Source organism: Massilia sp. UYP11 (assembly GCF_050434805.1).
Lineage (GTDB): Bacteria > Pseudomonadota > Gammaproteobacteria > Burkholderiales > Burkholderiaceae_D > Telluria.
Genome location: NZ_JBNDJE010000001.1, coordinates 487,442 through 504,460 on the forward strand (window position 1 = coordinate 487,442; position 17,019 = coordinate 504,460).

Genomic DNA, 17,019 nt, shown 5'->3' on the forward strand with positions numbered 1-17,019 from the left:
ATCGACACCCTGAACCACCATGCATCTGCGCGACCTGACGCAATTTCTCACCGAACTGAGCGAAAACAACAACCGGCCCTGGTTTCTTTGGAACAAGCCGCGCTATGACATCCTGCGCACCGAATTCGAGGAAACGGTCACGGAACTGATCAAGGCCCTGACCAGGTTCGACAAGCAGGTGGCGGCCTGCAATCCCAAGAAGGCGATGTTCCGGATCCACCGCGACACCCGTTTTTCGAAGGACAAGACGCCCTATAAAACCCGCTTCTCGGCCGGCATCACGCCGCACGACAAGCGCCGCCCGAGCGCGGGCGGCGGTTCGACCTATTATTTTCAAATCGAGCGCGACGGCACCCTGGGTTTTGGCGTCGGGGAATACCTGCCGCCGCCGGCGCGCCTGAAGGCGATCCGCGAGCACGTGGTCAACGATGCGACGGGTTTCGCCAAAGTGTTGAAGAATAAGCATCTGAGCGCCACCTATAACGACATGCTGGAAGAGGACAAGTTGCAGCGTCCTCCCAAGGGCTTCGATCCCGATCATCCGCATGTCGACTACCTGAAACTGAAAAGCTTCTTCGTGTGGACCGAGGTGAAACTGGACCTGAACGCACCGGATCAACTGGTGCCGCGGTTGGCGCAAGGGTTCCAGGACGCCTATGCGCTGGTCAGCTGGCTGCGCAGCGTGCCGGAACCGCAAGAGGAAGCGACAAGCAAATAGAGGAGGGCGACATGGCCTTGCATCACGCAGCATCCGGCGAAAAGATTGCTTTGAAACGCGGCGACGACGACATCGCCCATTTCACCTCGGTGGCCCTGGTCAAGACCGAGCACATGGAACTGATCCGGCTGGTGCTGCCGGTCGAACGGCCCATTCCCGAGCACCGGGTCGACGGCGAGGTGACCATCGTCTGCCTGGAGGGCGAGATCGCGATCGACGCCCACGGCAAGACGACCATCCTGCAGCCGAACGAGATGGTCTACCTGGCGGGCGGCGTGCCGCACACGATCCGCGCGCTGAAGGACGCGGTGGCCCTGATGACCATCCTGATGGGGCCGGAGCGTTCGGGCGGACCGAGCGACGATCCGAGTGGGGCGCGGCCTCAGTGATTTTGACGCTCGTGGTTTGCACGCGACTTGGACTCCCGCCTTCGCGGGAGTGACGTGCGTACATGGTGGGTCGTGGTCAAGTTCATAGCCCGCAGCGTCAGAACGTCGTTCCCGCGTAGGCGGGAACCCAAGTCACCGTGAGCAGCCCGATCGCCCGATCCGGCCGCCCACCTCACCAAATCACGCCAACTCCACTCGCGGATCGCGCGCCAGCAGCTGCGCCGCCATCTGCGCCGCATCCACGCCGTCGAACAGCACGCTGGCCACCGCTTCGGTGATCGGCATGTCGACTTCCATCCGGCGCGCCAGTTCGCGCACCGCCTTGGCGCAGGGCACGCCCTCGGCCACATGGCCCAGTTCTGCCACGATCGTGTCCAGCGCCTTGCCTTGGGCCAGCGCCAGGCCGACTCTCCGGTTGCGCGACAGGTCGCCGGTGCAGGTCAGGATCAGGTCGCCCATTCCCGACAGCCCCATGAAGGTGCCGGGCTGGGCGCCGAGCGCCAGCCCGAGGCGGGTGATCTCGGCCAGGCCGCGCGTGATCAGGGCCGCACGCGCGTTCAGGCCCAGTCCCAGGCCATCGGCGACGCCGGTGGCGATCGCCATCACGTTCTTGACCGCGCCGCCGACTTCCACGCCAATCAGGTCGTCGTGCGAGTAGACGCGCAGGTTGTCGCCATGGGCCGCGGCCACCACGCGCTCGCGCAGCTCGGCCGAGCTCGATGCCACGGTCAGCGCGCACGGCAGGCCGCGCGCCACTTCCTGGGCGAACGAGGGCCCGGACAGCGCCGCGCCCGGGACACTGTCGCCCAGCACTTGCGCCACCACCTGGTGCGGCAGCAGGCCGGTGCCGGCTTCGAAGCCCTTGCACAGCCAGACGACGTTCGGGATCGGGCGGCCGCGCAATTGTTCAAGCAGCGGACGCAGGCCGGCCACCGGGCAGGCCAGGATCAGGAGCGGCGCGTCGTGCGCGGCGCCGGATGTCAAGTGGGCGAGCGCCGCCTCGAAGTCGGCGCTCACGCGCAAGGCCGGGGGCAGCGGGTGGCCCGGCAGGTAGGCCAGGTTGTCGCGCGCGGCCTCGATATCGGCCATCTGCTGTCGATTGCGGCCCCACAGCAGCACGTCGTGGCGCGCGGCCAGCGCGATGGCCACGGCCGTGCCCCAGGCGCCGGCGCCGAGGACGGTGATCTTGGTAGGGGGTTTGTTCTGTTGCATGGAACTCCTGGAGTGGATTTACAGGCCCCAGATGTCCGAGACCTTGATATAGCCGACAACGCCGTCGCGATGGCGCACGCGCGCCCAGACGATGGCATGGGGATCGGCCAGTTCAAGTAAAACGCCCTTGTCGGCGGTCATCAGGACCGCCGAGGTTTCGTCCGGGCCCGAATGGACCCGGCCTCCGGGCGTGCGTACCAGCACATTGCGCTGGGCCGCCAGGCCCCGGGCCTGGGTCCAGGCCACGTCGCCGTTCATGTCGCGCACCTTGACCCAGTCGCCATAGGTGCTCATGACCTGGAGCGGCATGCCGGGCGGCGCCAGATAGAGTTTGTCGCCCTTGGCCGACGGTGTCCCGTACAGGATCGCCGGAGCGGCGCCGACCGTCCTGAAATCGAAGGCGTGCGCACCTGGCGCGACCAGCACTGTCATCGCCAACAGTGGAGCAGCTGCAAGTGGTCGGGGAAAGCGCATGGCGGGCCTGGATGGTGGGTGAACCGCGACGCCGGAAGGCTGGCACGGACGCGGCACGCGCCGCGTCCGTGAAGATGGTGCTTAGTTCCTTAGTTCGCCGGTGCGGCGGCGGCTTCGGCCATGGCCGCGGCGCGCTGCTGGTAGAACGCTTCGAAGTTGATCTCGGCCAGGTGGACCGGCGGGAAGCCGGCGCGGCTGATCACGTCGGCGATGTTCGCGCGCAGGTAAGGGTAGATGATGTTCGGGCAGCCGATGCCCAGCAGCGGATCCATCTGCTCGGCCGGGATGTTGCGGGCTTCGAAGATGCCAGCCTGCTTGCCTTCCACCAGGAACGCGACCTTGTCCTTGACCTTGGCGGTGACGGTGATCGTCACGGTCGACTCGTAGATGCCTTCGGCGATGCTTTCGGCGCCGACGTCGAGCGACACTTCGATTGCCGGCGCTTCCTGCTCCAGGAAGATCGATGGCGAATTCGGTTGCTCCAGCGACATGTCTTTCAGGTAGACGCGTTGGATTTGGAATACTGGTTGCAGGTTTTCGTCAGACATGGAACGCTTTCTAGTAATGGTGGGAAGCGGCTCGCCAGGTTGGCAGGCCACTCCGGGTGCTTTGGTCGAGCGCGACAACGGGGCCGGGCCCGACTCCGGGTCAAACGCGACGACAATTGTATCAAAACCAACTAAGAAGCAATAGCGGCTTTGCCGCCCGCCGCCCGCGCTCAGGCCAATTAGCTTACTCGCCCTTGAGCATCGGGTCCAGGCGTCCGGCCTGGTCCAGCGCATACAAATCGTCGAAACCGCCGACGTGGGTGTCGCCAACGTAGATCTGCGGAACGGTGCGGCGACCGGTGCGCTGCATCATGATCTGGCGCTGTTCCGGGTCGAGGTCGACGCGGATGCGCTCGATGTCATGCACACCCTTGGCCTCGAGCAGGCGCTCGGCGCGCACGCAATAGGGGCAGGCTGCGGTGTGGTAGAGAACGACGTGGGCTGTCATGCTGAATCCTTTCGTGTCTGCCGGGCCCGAACACCGGGCCGGCGGGTTTACTTGGTGAGCGGCAAGCCTGCGGCCGTCCAGGCCGCCAGACCGCCTTCCAGGCTCTGGACGTCTTCGAAGCCGGCCGCCTGCAACTGGCGCGCCGCCTTGTCGCTGCGGGCGCCGGTCTGGCACACCACCACGACGGTACGGTTCTTCGACTTGTCCAGTTCGCCGATGCGATTGCCCAAGTCTGCCAGTGGGATGTGTTTCGCGTCGCGCAGGTGGCCTGCCGCGAATTCTTCGGCGCTGCGTACGTCGACCACGGTGGTCTTGCCGCGGTTGATCATCTGCGTCACCTGCAGCGGCGACGCGCGTTTTCCGCGCGGCGCCAATGCCGGCCACAGCAGGGCGGCGCCCGAAATCACGGCGATCGCAACAACGAAGATATTATCGAGTAAGAAATTCACAAGGGTTCCGATTGGTTGAACTGAATCGGGGCATTATAAAATAGATGCCGGACCGGACTTCAACCAGAATTTTTCGAGAAAAGACTGCACCATGTACAAGATCGTATTCATGCGCCACGGCGAATCCACCTGGAACCTGGAAAACCGCTTCACCGGCTGGACCGACGTCGACCTGACCGAGAAAGGCGTGGCCGAGGCGAAAAACGCCGGCCGCGTGCTCAAGGAAGCCGGCTTCACCTTCGACCTGACCTACACCTCGGTGCTCAAGCGCGCCATCCGCACCTTGTGGCTGGCGATGGACGAGATGGACATGATGTATCTGCCGGTCAAGAACGACTGGCGCCTGAACGAACGCCACTACGGCGCCCTGCAGGGGCTGGACAAGGCCGAGACCGCCGCCAAGTTCGGCGACGAGCAGGTGCTGGTCTGGCGCCGCAGCTACGACACCCCACCGCCGCCGCTCGACAGGGACGACGAACGCACCTCGTTCGGCGACCCGCGCTATGCCGGCCTGAGGGAAGACCAGATCCCGCTGACCGAATGCCTGAAGGACACCGTGGCGCGCGTGATGCCGGCCTGGAACGACGACATCGCTCCCGCGATCCGCGCCGGCAAGAAGATCCTGATCTCGGCCCACGGCAACAGCCTGCGCGCCATCATCAAGATGCTGGACAATATCAGCGACACCGACATCGTCGGCCTGAACATCCCCAACGGCCAGCCGCTGGTGTATGAGCTGGACGCCGACCTCAAGCCGATCAGGCACTACTACCTGGGCGACCAGGAAGCGATCGCCGCCGCCATGGCGGCCGTGGCCAACCAAGGGAAGGCAAAGTAAGTCTTGCGTTTGCCATTCATGAAGGGAACCGGCAGCGTACTCATGAGTACGCTGCTGGCGGTCGCGCTGTCCGGCGCGTTCGCAAGCGACGCCTGGGCCCAGCGCCAGACCGAGCGCAGCCGCCAGAAGGCGGCGGCCGAGAAGCAGCGCGCCGGCATCCAGCAACGACTGCAGGCGATCAAGCGCGACATCAGCCAGACCGAAAGCGCCAAGGAAGACGCGGCCGATACGCTGGCCGAGTCCGAGGCCGCCATTTCCAACGCCAACCGGGCGCTGCGCGACCTGCAGGAAGAGCAGGGCGCCACCAACACGCGCCTGCAAGACCTGGCCGCGCAGCAGGCACAGCTGAGCCAGACCATCGCCGCCCAGCAAGGGCAGCTGGCCAGGCTATTGCGCGAACACTATGTGGCTGGCAACGAAGACCGGATTAAGCTGCTGCTGTCCGGCGACAATCCGAACCGCATCAGCCGCGACCTGCAATTGATGGCCTATGTCTCGCAGGCCCAGGCGCGCCTGCTCGGCTCGCTGCGCGGCAACCTGGCGCAAGTCGAGGCCAACCGCGACCAGGTCGAGAACGCCAAGCAAGAGCTGGAAGAAATCGCCCAGGAACAGCTCGACCAGAAGTCACTGCTGGAAAAAGAAAAAGCCAAGCGCGCCGCGCTGCTCGACAACCTGTCGACCCGCCTGGCCGACCAGCGCAAGCAGGCCGACCGCCTGGAGCGCGACGAAGAACGCATGTCGGGGCTGGTCACCCGCCTCGAGCGCCTGATCCGCGAGCAGGAAGAAGCCGAGCGCAAACGCCAGGCCGCCCTGGCCGCCGCGCGCGCCAAAGCGAAAGCCGCAGCCGAGGCGAAAGCCAGGGCGCTGGCGGCGGCGCGCGCCAAGGCGGCGGCCGAGAAGGCCGAGCGGGACCGTGAACGCGAGCGCATCGCACGCGAGAACGCCAAGCCTGGCGCCAAGCCGAAGCCGATGCCCGAGCCGATCAAGGAAGCGCCGATCCTGGCCCAGGAGCCGGTGGAGGAAGATCCCGGCCCGAGCGAACCGCCGCCGCCGATCCTGGGGCCGGCCGCGGCAAGCGGCTCGTTCACGGCGCTCAAGGGCCGCATGGCCAGCCCGGTCAACGGCACGGTCGCGGCCCGTTTCGGCGGGCGCCGCGGCGACGGTCCGACCTGGAAGGGCAATTTCATCAAGGCGGCGGAAGGCGCCGAGGTGCGCGCCGTGGCACCGGGCCGGGTGGTGCACGCCGACTGGATGCGCGGCTTCGGCAACCTGATCATCATCGACCACGGCGACGGCTACCTGTCGATCTACGGCAACAACCAGTCGCTGCTCAAGCGCCCCGGCGACAGCGTGCGCGCCGGCGAGGCGGTGGCCAGTGCCGGCAACACCGGTGGCAACGAGGAATCGGGGCTATACTTTGAGCTCAGGCATCGCGGCACGGCCATCGACCCGACGGGCTGGGTCCGGTTCTAGGTATCAACAAGGGTCAACATGGGCATGAGAGCAAAGCATTTCGGGCTGGTCGGCGTGGGCGTCCTGGTCGGCGTGGCGGCATCGTTCCAGCTGTCGGCCCATGCGCAAAAAGCCGGCGCGCCCCTGCCGCTCGACGAACTGCGCCAGCTGGCCGACGTGTATGGCCTGATCAAGACCGACTACGTCGAGCCGGTGGAAGATAAAAAGCTGCTGTCGGAAGCGATCGGCGGCATGGTCGCCTCGCTCGACCCGCACTCGGTTTACTTGGATCCGAAGGCGTTTCGCGACATGCGCGAGGCGGTGCAGGGCAAGTTCGTGGGCGTCGGCGTCGAGATCTCGAACGAGGACGGCTACATCAAGGTGGTGTCGCCGATCGAGGATACGCCCGCCTTCAAGGCCGGCATCAAGCCGGGCGACCTGATCACCCGCATCGACAATGTTCCCGTGCGCAATATGTCGTCCGACGACGCGATCAAGCGCATGCGCGGCAAGGTCGGCAGCAAGGTCACGCTCACCATTGCCCGTCCCGGCGAAGACAAACCCTGGGTGGTGCCGATCGCGCGCCAGGAAATCCGGGTCGTCAGCGTCAAGGCCAAAATGGTCGAGCCCGGCTATGCCTGGCTGCGCATCAGCCAGTTCCAGGAAAACACCCTGGACGAACTGGCCAAGAAAACCAAAGAACTGTACGCCGAACAACCCGAGATCAAGGGCCTGGTGCTCGACCTGCGCAACGACCCCGGCGGCCTGCTGCCGGGCGCGATCGGCGTCTCGGCCGCCTTCCTGCCGCAGCCGAACCAGGTGATCGTCAGTACCCGCGGCCAGGTGGCGGATGCGAACCAGGCCTTTTATGGCCGGCGCGAGTTCTATGCCCAGCGCGGCGACCCGCTGGCGGGCTTGCCGGCTGGCCTCAAATCGGTGCCGATGGTGGTGCTGGTCAATGGCGGCTCGGCCTCGGCCTCCGAAATCGTGGCCGGTGCGCTGCAGGATTACCAGCGCGCGATCGTGATGGGCAGCCGCACCTTCGGCAAGGGTTCGGTGCAGACGCTGCGCCAGCTGTCGAGCGACACCGCGATCAAGCTGACCACGGCGCGCTACTACACGCCAAAAGGACGGCCGATCCAGGCCACCGGCATCGAACCCGACCTGCGGGTCGACGAGAGCGCCGAAGGCGACCTGCTGAACGCGCTGCGTGTGCGCGAAGCGGACCTGCAGCGCCACCTGGCGGCCGAAGGCGAGAAGAAGGACACGGCGCCCAGGGGCCAGAACTCCAGCCTGGCGCAGCAGCAGCGCGCGCTGGCCCTGCTGAAGGACCGCAAGCCGATCGAGTTCGGCGGCCAGGACGATTTCCAGCTGGCGCAGGCGATCAGGCACTTCAAGGGCTTGCCGGTGCAACTGGCCGAGGGCGTGCCCGACGCAGACAAACCCGCGCCGGCGCCGTTGCCGGGAGCGGAGCAGAAATTGCCTGAATTGAAGGCGCCGCCGAAGAAATAACGCTGGCGTGATGCCTGAACCATGAACGACAACCAACTCCTGCGCTACTCGCGCCACATCCTGCTCGACGACATCGGCATCGAAGGCCAGCAGCGCCTGCTCGAGGCCCATGCGCTGGTGATCGGCGCCGGCGGCCTCGGCTCGCCGGCCGCCCTCTACCTGGCGTCGGGCGGCATCGGCCGCATCACCCTGGTCGACGACGACACGGTCGACCTCACCAACCTGCAGCGCCAGGTCATGCACACGACCGAACGCATCGGCCAGCCCAAGGTCGATTCCGGGCGCGCGGCCCTGCTGGCGATCAATCCCGAGATCGAGGTGGTCGCCCTGAACGAACGGGCCGGCCCCGAGCGCCTGCTGGCGCTGGCGCGCACGGCTACCGTCGTGCTCGACTGCAGCGACAACTTCGCCACCCGCCACGCCGTCAACCGCGCCTGCTTCGCCGCCGGCGTGCCGCTGGTGTCGGGGGCGGCGATCCGCTTCGACGGCCAGTTGACCGCATTCGATCCGCGTCAACCCGACGCCCCGTGCTATGCCTGCCTGTTCCCTGAAGACAGCGGTTTCGAAGACGTGGCCTGCAGCACCATGGGGGTGTTCGCCCCGCTGGTGGGCATCGTTGGCGCGGTCCAGGCCGCCGAAGCGATGAAGCTGATCGCGGGCGTCGGCGAGTCCCTGGCCGGCCGCCTGCTCATGCTGGACGGAAAATTCATGGAATGGACTGGCGTCAAGGTAACGCGCAATCCCGCTTGCCCGGTGTGCGCCGGGCGCTAGCCAGGTTTGATGAGGCCTGGCTTAACGGTGCGGATCCAAGGTGTCGTGACAAGCGTAGGTAGCTTACAATTGCACACCCGCCGCCGGTAGCGGTGTAAGCGATTCGCATAGTTTGTTCGCAGTTTCATCCGCAGCATTGTCTTGTCATATTTCGGCCGTATACTGTCCCGGCTCCACCGATTCACCAGCCTAATCACACTGCATATGAATTTCCAACGTATACAACGTCGCGCCCGCGGCTTTACCCTGGTCGAGATCATGGTCGTCGTGGTCATCATCGGCATCCTCGGCGCCCTGGTCGTTCCTAAATTGCTGGGCCGCACGGGCGAGTCGCGCGTCACTGCCGCCAAGGTGGACATCGCCACCATGATGCAGGCCCTCAAGCTGTACAAGCTCGACAACCAGCGCTATCCGACCACCGAGCAGGGCCTGAACGCCCTGATCGCCAAGCCGAGCGCCGGCCCGGCCGCCAACGGCTGGAAAGACGGCGGCTACATCGAGAAGTTGCCGAAGGACCCGTGGGGCAACTCCTATCAATACCTGTCGCCGGGCGTGAAAGGCGAGATCGACGTGTTCTCCTACGGCGCCGACGGCCAGCCGGGCGGCAACGGCGAGGACGCCGACGTCGGTTCCTGGCACTAAGTATCTTTCATGCCGGCCTGGCGCGCGCGGGGCTCATCTTCCGGCTTCACCCTGGTGGAGCTGCTGGTCGTGATGGTCATCATCGGCATCACGCTGGGACTGGCTACGCTGAACGCCATCCCGAGCCCGCGCCAGGACCTCGAGAACGAGGCCCGGCGCATCGCGCTGCTGCTGCAGCTGGCGCGCGACGAAGCCATCGTGCGCAACCGCCTGGTCGCGTTCGAGGCCAACGGCGAGCGCTACCGCTTCATGGTGCGCGGCGACACCGGCTGGGAGCCGGTCACGCGCGACGACCTGCTGCGCGAGCGCAGCTTCAAGAATCCGCCGCTGCGGCTCGTGCTCGAACCGTCCGGCACGGGTGGCCCTGATATGCTGCGCATCACCTTCGGACGCGAGCCGGTCGACCGTCCCTTCGTGCTGACCCTGGCCTCGGGCGCCAACGCAGTCGCGATCCACGCCGACGGCGTCGGCCACTTTACCGTCGAATGACGCCCACGACCATGATGCCGTCCCGCAGAGGCCCTGGCTTCACCCTGCTCGAAGTGCTGGTGGCGCTGGTCATCGTCGGCACCGCGCTGGCCGCCGGCTTGCGCGCGGTGGGCAGCCTGACGTCCAACAGCGCCGGCCTGCGCGCCTCGATGATGGCGACCTGGTCGGCCGAGAACCGGCTGGTGCAGATCCGCCTGGGCCGCGAATTTCCCGAGATCGGCAAGCGCAGCTTTCCCTGTCCGCAAGGCGACCTGAACCTGATGTGCGAAGAAGAAGTGCTGTCCAGCCCCAATCCACTGTTGCGCAGGATCGAAGTCTCGGTGTTCGACGCCGACAACCCGGGGCGCCGCATCGTCAAACTCATCCAACTGGTCCTGAGGCCGTCCCCGATATGAGCGCCAGACATGCAGGCTTCACGCTGGTCGAACTCCTGGTGGCGATCGGCATCCTCGCCATGGTGGCCGTGCTCGGCTGGCGCGGGCTGGACGGCATCGTGCGCGCGCGCGTGGCGCTCACGCAAGAAATGGAAGTCACGCGCGGCATGCAGCTGGCCTTTGCCCAGATGCAGAACGATTGCGAGAACGCGGCCGGCAACGACATCATGCGCGGCCGCCCGACCCTGCTGTGGGATGCCGACCGCCTGACCCTGGTGCGCAAGGTCTTCGTCGAACACGAACCGTCGCGCCTGCAGGTGGTCAGCTACCGCGTGGTGAATGGGCAGCTGATGCGGCGCGAGTCGCCCGGCACGCGCGACCTCGACCACATCGCCGCGCTGTGGCAGGCGCTCGCGTCCGATGCGCCGGCCGAGAATTCGCCGTCGGTCGTGCTGCAGGTGGGCGTGAACGGCATGCAGGTGCAGGGCTGGCAAAACAATGCCTGGCGCAACGAGCCGACCGCGGTAGGCGGTAATGGCGAGCAGGAACCCCCGCCTGTCGATCCGGGCCTGGGCCCGGCCCGCTCGCGCGAGCCCACCGGCGTGCAGGTGGCGCTCACCGTGCAGGGCCTGGGCCAGCCGATGGTCAAGTCTTTCTTGCTGGGAGGCACCTGATGCGCCCCTTGCACCATCCGCGCCGCCAGCGCGGCGTCGCCGTGGTCACCGCACTGCTCCTGACCACGCTGGCGATCTCGATCGTCGCCAGCCTGTTCTGGCAGCAGCAGGTGCAGGTGCGCTCGATGGAAAACCAGCGCCTGCAGCTGCAGACCAAGTGGATCCAGCGCGGCGCCCTCGACTGGGCCAGCGTGATCCTGCGCCAGCCCTTCGGCGGGCGCATCTCGCTCGATCAGGTATGGGCCACGCCGCTGGCCGAGACCCGGCTCGACCAGTACATCGAACGCGAGCGGGTACAGGGAGAAAATTTCAATGCATCCCTGTCGGGTCAGGTATACGACGCCACGGCGCGATACAATCTGAACAACCTGGCAACGGGCGGCAAGCGCGATCCCGTGGAGACCGAAGTGCTTGGCCGCCTGTTGACCAATGTGCGGCAAGAGCCGCGGCTGGCGCGGCCGATCGCCGATTTCGTCGCCGCCGGCCAGGCGCTGACGGTGGATCCGGACGCGGAGGACAACAAAACCCCGCAGACGCCGCGCAAGGGCAACCCGATGCCGGTCCTGCGGGTGGACGACTTGCTGGCGGTGCCGGGCGTCAAGCCCGAGACGGTCGAGGCCCTGCGCCCGTTCGTGATCGTGCTGCCGGCGCAGGGCACGACGGTGAACGTGAACACGGCGCCGGCGGCGGTGCTGGCGGCGGTCTTGCCTGGCTGTTCGATCTCCCAGGCCAATGCCCTGGTCGAACAGCGCAAGCGGGTGCCGTGGAACGACGTGGCGATGTTCGAAACTGAATTGCAGTGCAGGACAGAGGCGCCGGAGGGACCGAAAATCAGCACCACCAGCAATTACTTCCTGGTGCAGAGCCGCATCCGCCTCGACCGCGCGGCGCTGGACGCGGAGTCGCTGGTGCAGAAAGGCAGCCTGGGAAACCTTGGCCCCGCCGGTGGGGTGAACGTGATCTGGACCCGCCAGAACTAGAAGAAAGCGAGACGGTTTGAGTACTCTTTATATCCGGCATCCGGCCAGGAGCGAAGGCGAAGGCGCCCTGTGCCGGTTCGCGCTGGCCGACGACAACGGCGCGATCGGACAGCAGGGCGAAGGCGCGCTGCGCAACCTGGGCGACCTGGTCGCGGCGAGCCGGCGCGTGGTGCTGATCGTGGCCGCCAGCGACGTCACCCTGCTGATGGTGCAGGCGCCGCCGCTGGCCGGCGCGCGCCTGCGCGCGGCGCTGCCGGCCCTGGTCGAAGAACATATCCTGGGCGATCCCCTCGATTGCGTGCTGGTGGCCGGTCCCGCCATGGCCGACGGCCGCCGTCCGGTGGCCGTGGTGCAGCAAGCCTGGCTCGAGTCGCTGGTGCGCAAACTCCTGGAGATGGGCGCGCGCGCGGTGGCGGCCGTGCCCGAGCAATTGTGCCTGCCCCTGCATCCGGGCAGCGTGAGCGCCGCCGTCGGCAAGGGCGAACTGATCCTGCGCCAGAGCCAGTACGAAGGCCTCGGCCTGGCGCTCGACGGCAGCCCGGTGGTGGCGCTGCAGACGGCGCGCGCGCTGGCCGGCGATGCGCCGCTGGTGCTGTACGTCGAGCACGAGCAATTGGGTGAATACCAGGCGCTGCTGGCCGAGGCCGGCCCCGGCGTCACCCTCGAGAGCGACAACTGGGCGCACTGGATCGCCGGCGCGCGCGGCAGCAACAACGGCGGCGCCGTCGGCCCCGCCCTCGACCTGGTGCCCGGCCTGGGCACGGCCGGCGTGGCGCGGCGCGACTGGCGCCGCTGGCGCTGGCCGGTCCGGCTCGCCCTGGCGGCGCTGGTGGTCCACGTCATCGGCCTCAACGTCGAATGGCTGGGCCTGAAGCGCGAGGCCGACGCCGTGCGCCAGCAGATGAGCCAGACGTTCCGCTCGGTGTTTCCGGGCCAGCCGGCAATCGATCCGGTGGCGCAGATGCAGCAGAATATCGCGCGCGCCAGGGCCGGCAGCGGCGAGGTGAGCGGCGATGAATTCACCGCGATGGCGGCGGCCCTTGGCGAAGCCATTGGCGGCCTCGGCGCGCCGCCTGCGATTGCATCAATGGAGTATCGCGAACGCGCCCTCACCGTGCGCGTCAAACCCGAGTCCGCCAATCCCGGCGCCGCAGACCAGCTGCGTCCGGCCCTGGCGGCGCGCCACCTCAGCCTGGAAACGCCCGACGCCAACACCTGGTTGATCCGCAGCACCGGCGCCTCGCAGTCGGGCGCTACGCAGTCGGGCGCATCGCAATCTGGAGTGACGCAATCGGGAGTCATGCAATGAATGTCGTCGGCACAATCAGCGGGCTGCGCGAACGCGCAACCGCCTACTGGATCGGGCGCACCGAGCAGGAGCGCAAGTTCCTGCTCATCGGCGGCCTGGTCGCCGCACTGGCGCTGTTCTATCTCGTCCTGCTCGAGCCCGCGCTTGACGGCCGCGAACAATTGCGCCGGTCCCTGCCCGAGCTGCGCCAGCAGGCGGCCCAGCTCGAGGCGCTGGCCGGCGAAGCGCGGGCCGTCGCCAGCGAGCCGGCGCCCGCCGTCACGCCGGTCACGCGCGAGTCGCTCGGCGCCGGCATGTCGGCGCGCGGACTCAATCCGGCGTCGCTGTCGGTGAGCGGTGAATACACCAAGGTTCAGCTCAACAATGTTTCCTTCGCCAACCTGATGGCCTGGCTCGACGCCCAGCGGCGCGAGAGCCGCCTGATGGTGCAGGACGCCCAGTTCAGCGCCCTGGCCGCGCCGGGCCAGGTCGACGCCACGCTCACGCTGCGCCAGCGCATCGAGCCGGCTTCATGAGGCGGGCGCTGGCGTGGGGCCTGCTGGTCATCCTGGCGGTTACGGCGACGGTGCTGGCTTTCCTGCCGGCGGCCTGGCTCGGCCCGCTGGTCGAGCGCCAGACCGGTGGTCGATTGACGCTGGGGGATGCGCAGGGTACGCTTTGGCGCGGCTCAGCCTTCATCGGCGGGGCGCCGGGGCCGGGCGGGGCGGTCACGCCCTTGCTGCCGGGCCGGTTTTCCTGGACCTTGTCGCCGCTGGTGGTGCTGGGCCAGGTCAGCATGACCCTGGAAAACCCGCAGGCGCTGACCAACCCGGTGCGGGTCGAAGGCAGCTGGTCGCAGTGGCAGGTCAATGCCGGCGAGCTGCTGCTGCCGGCCGAAGGGCTGTCGGGCCTGGGCGCGCCGCTCAATACGCTGGCGCCGAGCGGCCGCATCCGGCTGTCCTGGAACGCGCTCGACCTGTTGCGCCAACAGAACACCGTGACCGTGCAGGGGCGCACCGTCCTGTCGATGAGCGATATGGGTGCGCGCATGTCGCCCATCAAGCCGCTCGGCAGTTATGAAATGATCATGGACTGGCGTGGACCGCAGGCCGATTTGACCCTGCGCACTGTGCGTGGCGCTTTGCTGCTGTCGGGCACAGGTGTGCTGCAAAATGGGCGCCTGCGCTTTTCGGGCCAGGCCAGCGCCGCCGACGGCTATGAGGACCAGCTCGGGACCATGTTGAACCTGCTGGGCCAGCGCCGGATGGTGAACGGCAAAAACGTAATCGCACTCGAGTTCAGATAATGAAGAAAATAAACCGCTCCACCTCCGCGCACGCCGAACTTTTAGCCCGACCGCTGTCGGACCTGCAACTGCCGGCATGGCGTCGCCTTGCCGCCGGCGCCATGCTGTGCTGCGCCGCCATGGTCGCGTTGCCGCCGCCCGCGCTGGCGCAGGACAGCACGAACGCCGCCGCCTTGAGCTTCGTCAATGCCGACATCGAGTCGGTGATCAAGGCCATCGGTCACTACACCGGCATGACCTTCATCATCGACCCGCGGGTCAAGGGAACGCTCACCCTGGTGTCCGAGAAACCGCTGAGCAAGAGCGAAGCCTTCGGCCTGCTCACCTCGACCCTGCGCCTGCAGGGCTTCGCGGTGGTCACCAGCGGCGACGGCTACGCCAAGGTGGTGCCCGAGGCCGAGGCCAAGCTGCAATCCTCGCCGATCCAGGTCGGCGGCGTACGCTCCAGCAAGGCCACCGGCGACCAGATCGCGACCCAGGTGTTTTACCTGTCCTACGAGTCGGCCGCCAATCTCACCGCCGTGCTGCGCCCGCTGATTTCGCCCAATAACTCCATCATGGCGAACCCGGGCAACAACACGCTGGTCATCACCGACTACGCCGACAACCTGCGCCGCCTGGCGCGCATCATCGCCGCGCTCGACACCCCGGTGGCGGCCAACCTCGACGTGGTCCCGATCCGCAACGCGATCGCCAGCGACATCGCCCAGCTCGTGACGCGCCTGATGGAACCGGCCGCCGGCGGCGATTCGGGCCGGGTCACGGTGCTGGCCGACCCGCGCACCAACTCGGTCGTGATCCGCGCGCCGTCGCAGGCGCGCGCCAACCTGGCCAGGAGCCTGATCGCCCGCCTCGACCAGGAGAGCTCGAGCAAGGGCAATATCCACGTGGTCTACCTGAAGAACGCGGAAGCCACGCGCGTGGCCCAGACCCTGCGCGCCGTGGTCTCGCAGGATGCATCGGCGATGCCGCAGCAGCAGCAGGGCACGCAGGGCAGCTCGATCACGTCCGGCACCGGCAGCCAGGCGGGCCAGGGCGGGCAGGGCGGACTCGGCGGCATCGGCGGCCAGCAGGGGGGCATGCAGGGCGGCACCAGCATCGGCGGCACCAGCAACACCTTCGCCCAGCAGGGCCAGCAAGGCGCCCAGGGCGGCGGCCAGGGATCGGGCTTCATCCAGGCCGACGCCTCGACCAACAGCCTGATCATCACCGCGCCGGATGCGGTGTACCGCAACCTGCGCTCCGTGATCGACCAGCTCGACGTGCGCCGGGCCCAGGTCTACATCGAGGCGCTGGTGGTCGAAGTCACCTCCAACAAGGCGTCCGAATTCGGCGTGCAGTGGATCGGCGCCACCGGCGACTCCGACAGCCGATACCGTTTCGGCGGCCTGCAGAACTTCACCGGCGGCGGCGCCAACAACAGCATCGTCAACCTGGCGCTGGCGGCGGCCCAGGGCACGGGCGGCACCAACGGCGCCGCGCCGCCGGTCTTGCCGACCGGCCTGACCTTCGGCCTGTTCCGCCAGGTGGGCGGCGAACTCGGCCTGGGCGCGGTGGCGCGTGCGCTGGAAACCGACGGCAACGCCAACATCCTGTCGACGCCGAACATGATCACGCTCGACAACGAGCTGGCGACCATCAAGGTCGGCCAGAACGTGCCGATCATCACCGGCTCGTTCGCCACCAACAGCACCACCGGCGGCGGCAACCCGTTCCAGACCGTCGACCGGCAAGACGTGGGCCTGCTGCTGCGCGTGCGGCCGCAGATCTCGGAAGGCGGTACCATCAAGATGGCGATCTACCACGAGAATTCGAGCGTGGACGCCTCGACCCGCAATGCCGAGTCGGGCCTGACCACGAACGTGCGCGCGATCGAGAGCAATGTCCTGGCCGACGACGGCCAGATCATCGTGCTCGGCGGCCTGATCGAGGACAGCGAAGGCGATGGCGAAGAGAAGGTGCGCGGCCTGGGCGACATCCCGGTCATCGGCAACCTGTTCAAGTACCGCACCCGCAGCCGCGTCAAGACCAACCTGATGGTGTTCCTGCGGCCGGTTGTGGTGCGCAGCAAGGAAGCCTCGAATTCGATCGCGATGGACCGCTACGACTACATGCGCGCGGCCGGCGCCGCCGCCCAGCTCGAATCGACGCCGGTGCTGCGCGACCTCGGCGCGCCGCAACTGCCGCCGCTGGTGGAAGGCCAGCCGCCGGTCGGCGGCGGCATGGCGACCGTGCCGGTCCAGCGCCAGCCGGCGCCGAACGCGGCGCCGGGCGCCTCCAACGATGGCGCGCCATCGCGCCATCAGGGCACTGCGCAGGGCACTGCGCAGGGCACTGCGCGGGGAACCGCGCCGGGTGCGGGCGTGTCTGAACCAGGATCGGGCGCAGTCATGCCCGGCGCTGCAGTGCCAAACGCGCCAACACGTCCGGTGCAGCAGCCGAACGGGGAGTGAAT

General features: G+C 67.4%; 20 protein-coding genes. 15 read left to right on the forward strand and 5 right to left on the reverse strand.

The genetic code is table 11. The features are described from left to right. Nucleotides 1-19: 19 nt before the first annotated feature. Both ABIB38_RS02145 and ABIB38_RS02150 read left to right on the forward strand, forming a co-directional pair. The gene (locus ABIB38_RS02145) at nt 20-718 is read left to right on the forward strand and encodes a DUF2461 domain-containing protein (protein WP_429201363.1); all 699 of its coding nucleotides are present in this window, start codon (nt 20-22) and stop codon (nt 716-718) included. 11 nt (nt 719-729) lie between these two features. Further along, entirely contained in the window at nt 730-1,107 is a 378-nt protein-coding gene (locus ABIB38_RS02150; RefSeq protein WP_429201365.1) for a cupin domain-containing protein, read from the forward strand. 180 nt (nt 1,108-1,287) lie between these two features. Here the strand turns inward: ABIB38_RS02150 and ABIB38_RS02155 are convergent, their stop codons facing one another. The 5 genes from ABIB38_RS02155 to ABIB38_RS02175 form a co-directional block, all read right to left on the reverse strand. Continuing rightward, a complete protein-coding gene (locus tag ABIB38_RS02155; protein WP_429201366.1) occupies nt 1,288-2,319 on the reverse strand; it encodes an NAD(P)H-dependent glycerol-3-phosphate dehydrogenase in 1,032 nt (343 codons plus the stop codon). Nucleotides 2,320-2,337: 18 nt separating this feature from the next. Further along, complete coding sequence (locus tag ABIB38_RS02160; protein WP_429201787.1) at nt 2,338-2,751, reverse strand: SH3 domain-containing protein; 414 nt, start codon at nt 2,749-2,751, stop codon at nt 2,338-2,340. 131 nt (nt 2,752-2,882) lie between these two features. Next, entirely contained in the window at nt 2,883-3,341 is a 459-nt protein-coding gene (gene secB, locus ABIB38_RS02165; RefSeq protein ID WP_429201368.1) for a protein-export chaperone SecB, read from the reverse strand. Between the two features lie 184 nt (nt 3,342-3,525). Continuing rightward, nucleotides 3,526-3,789 (reverse strand): glutaredoxin 3, encoded by a 264-nt coding sequence (grxC, locus tag ABIB38_RS02170; protein WP_005663754.1) that lies wholly within the window; start codon nt 3,787-3,789, stop codon nt 3,526-3,528. Nucleotides 3,790-3,836: 47 nt separating this feature from the next. Next, on the reverse strand, nt 3,837-4,238 hold the full coding sequence (locus ABIB38_RS02175; protein ID WP_429201371.1) for a rhodanese-like domain-containing protein: 402 nt from the start codon (nt 4,236-4,238) through the stop codon (nt 3,837-3,839). Between the two features lie 91 nt (nt 4,239-4,329). Here ABIB38_RS02175 and gpmA point away from each other — a divergent pair, with 91 nt between their 5' ends. The 13 genes from gpmA (at nt 4,330) to gspD (ending at nt 17,017) form a co-directional block, all read left to right on the forward strand. After that, nucleotides 4,330-5,076 (forward strand): 2,3-diphosphoglycerate-dependent phosphoglycerate mutase, encoded by a 747-nt coding sequence (gene gpmA, locus ABIB38_RS02180; protein ID WP_429201373.1) that lies wholly within the window; start codon nt 4,330-4,332, stop codon nt 5,074-5,076. 42 nt (nt 5,077-5,118) lie between these two features. Continuing rightward, nucleotides 5,119-6,549 (forward strand): murein hydrolase activator EnvC family protein, encoded by a 1,431-nt coding sequence (locus ABIB38_RS02185; protein ID WP_429201375.1) that lies wholly within the window; start codon nt 5,119-5,121, stop codon nt 6,547-6,549. Between the two features lie 18 nt (nt 6,550-6,567). Beyond that, nucleotides 6,568-8,040, forward strand: coding sequence for a S41 family peptidase (locus tag ABIB38_RS02190; RefSeq protein ID WP_429201376.1), 1,473 nt, complete (start codon nt 6,568-6,570; stop codon nt 8,038-8,040). 21 nt (nt 8,041-8,061) lie between these two features. Beyond that, nucleotides 8,062-8,811 (forward strand): HesA/MoeB/ThiF family protein, encoded by a 750-nt coding sequence (locus ABIB38_RS02195; protein WP_429201378.1) that lies wholly within the window; start codon nt 8,062-8,064, stop codon nt 8,809-8,811. Between the two features lie 204 nt (nt 8,812-9,015). Then, nucleotides 9,016-9,453, forward strand: coding sequence for a type II secretion system major pseudopilin GspG (gspG, locus tag ABIB38_RS02200; protein WP_429201380.1), 438 nt, complete (start codon nt 9,016-9,018; stop codon nt 9,451-9,453). A 9-nt stretch (nt 9,454-9,462) separates the two neighbouring features. Then, the gene (locus ABIB38_RS02205) at nt 9,463-9,942 is read left to right on the forward strand and encodes a GspH/FimT family pseudopilin (RefSeq protein WP_429201382.1); all 480 of its coding nucleotides are present in this window, start codon (nt 9,463-9,465) and stop codon (nt 9,940-9,942) included. A gap of 14 nt (nt 9,943-9,956) precedes the next feature. Continuing rightward, nucleotides 9,957-10,337, forward strand: coding sequence for a type II secretion system minor pseudopilin GspI (gspI, locus tag ABIB38_RS02210; RefSeq protein ID WP_429201789.1), 381 nt, complete (start codon nt 9,957-9,959; stop codon nt 10,335-10,337). Beyond that, on the forward strand, nt 10,334-10,990 hold the full coding sequence (locus ABIB38_RS02215) for a PulJ/GspJ family protein (RefSeq protein WP_429201383.1): 657 nt from the start codon (nt 10,334-10,336) through the stop codon (nt 10,988-10,990). Before gspI ends, ABIB38_RS02215 begins: the two co-directional genes overlap by 4 nt. Beyond that, entirely contained in the window at nt 10,990-11,970 is a 981-nt protein-coding gene (gspK, locus tag ABIB38_RS02220) for a type II secretion system minor pseudopilin GspK (RefSeq protein WP_429201385.1), read from the forward strand. Before ABIB38_RS02215 ends, gspK begins: the two co-directional genes overlap by 1 nt. A gap of 16 nt (nt 11,971-11,986) precedes the next feature. Next, nucleotides 11,987-13,279 (forward strand): type II secretion system protein GspL, encoded by a 1,293-nt coding sequence (gene gspL / locus ABIB38_RS02225; RefSeq protein WP_429201387.1) that lies wholly within the window; start codon nt 11,987-11,989, stop codon nt 13,277-13,279. Next, nucleotides 13,276-13,794, forward strand: a complete 519-nt coding sequence (gene gspM, locus ABIB38_RS02230; protein ID WP_429201388.1) for a type II secretion system protein GspM — start codon at nt 13,276-13,278, stop codon at nt 13,792-13,794. The genes gspL and gspM overlap by 4 nt, the downstream gene beginning before the upstream one ends. Further along, nucleotides 13,791-14,564 (forward strand): type II secretion system protein N, encoded by a 774-nt coding sequence (gene gspN / locus ABIB38_RS02235; RefSeq protein ID WP_429201390.1) that lies wholly within the window; start codon nt 13,791-13,793, stop codon nt 14,562-14,564. Before gspM ends, gspN begins: the two co-directional genes overlap by 4 nt. Further along, entirely contained in the window at nt 14,564-17,017 is a 2,454-nt protein-coding gene (gene gspD, locus ABIB38_RS02240) for a type II secretion system secretin GspD (RefSeq protein WP_429201392.1), read from the forward strand. The genes gspN and gspD overlap by 1 nt, the downstream gene beginning before the upstream one ends. Nucleotides 17,018-17,019 lie beyond the last annotated feature (2 nt).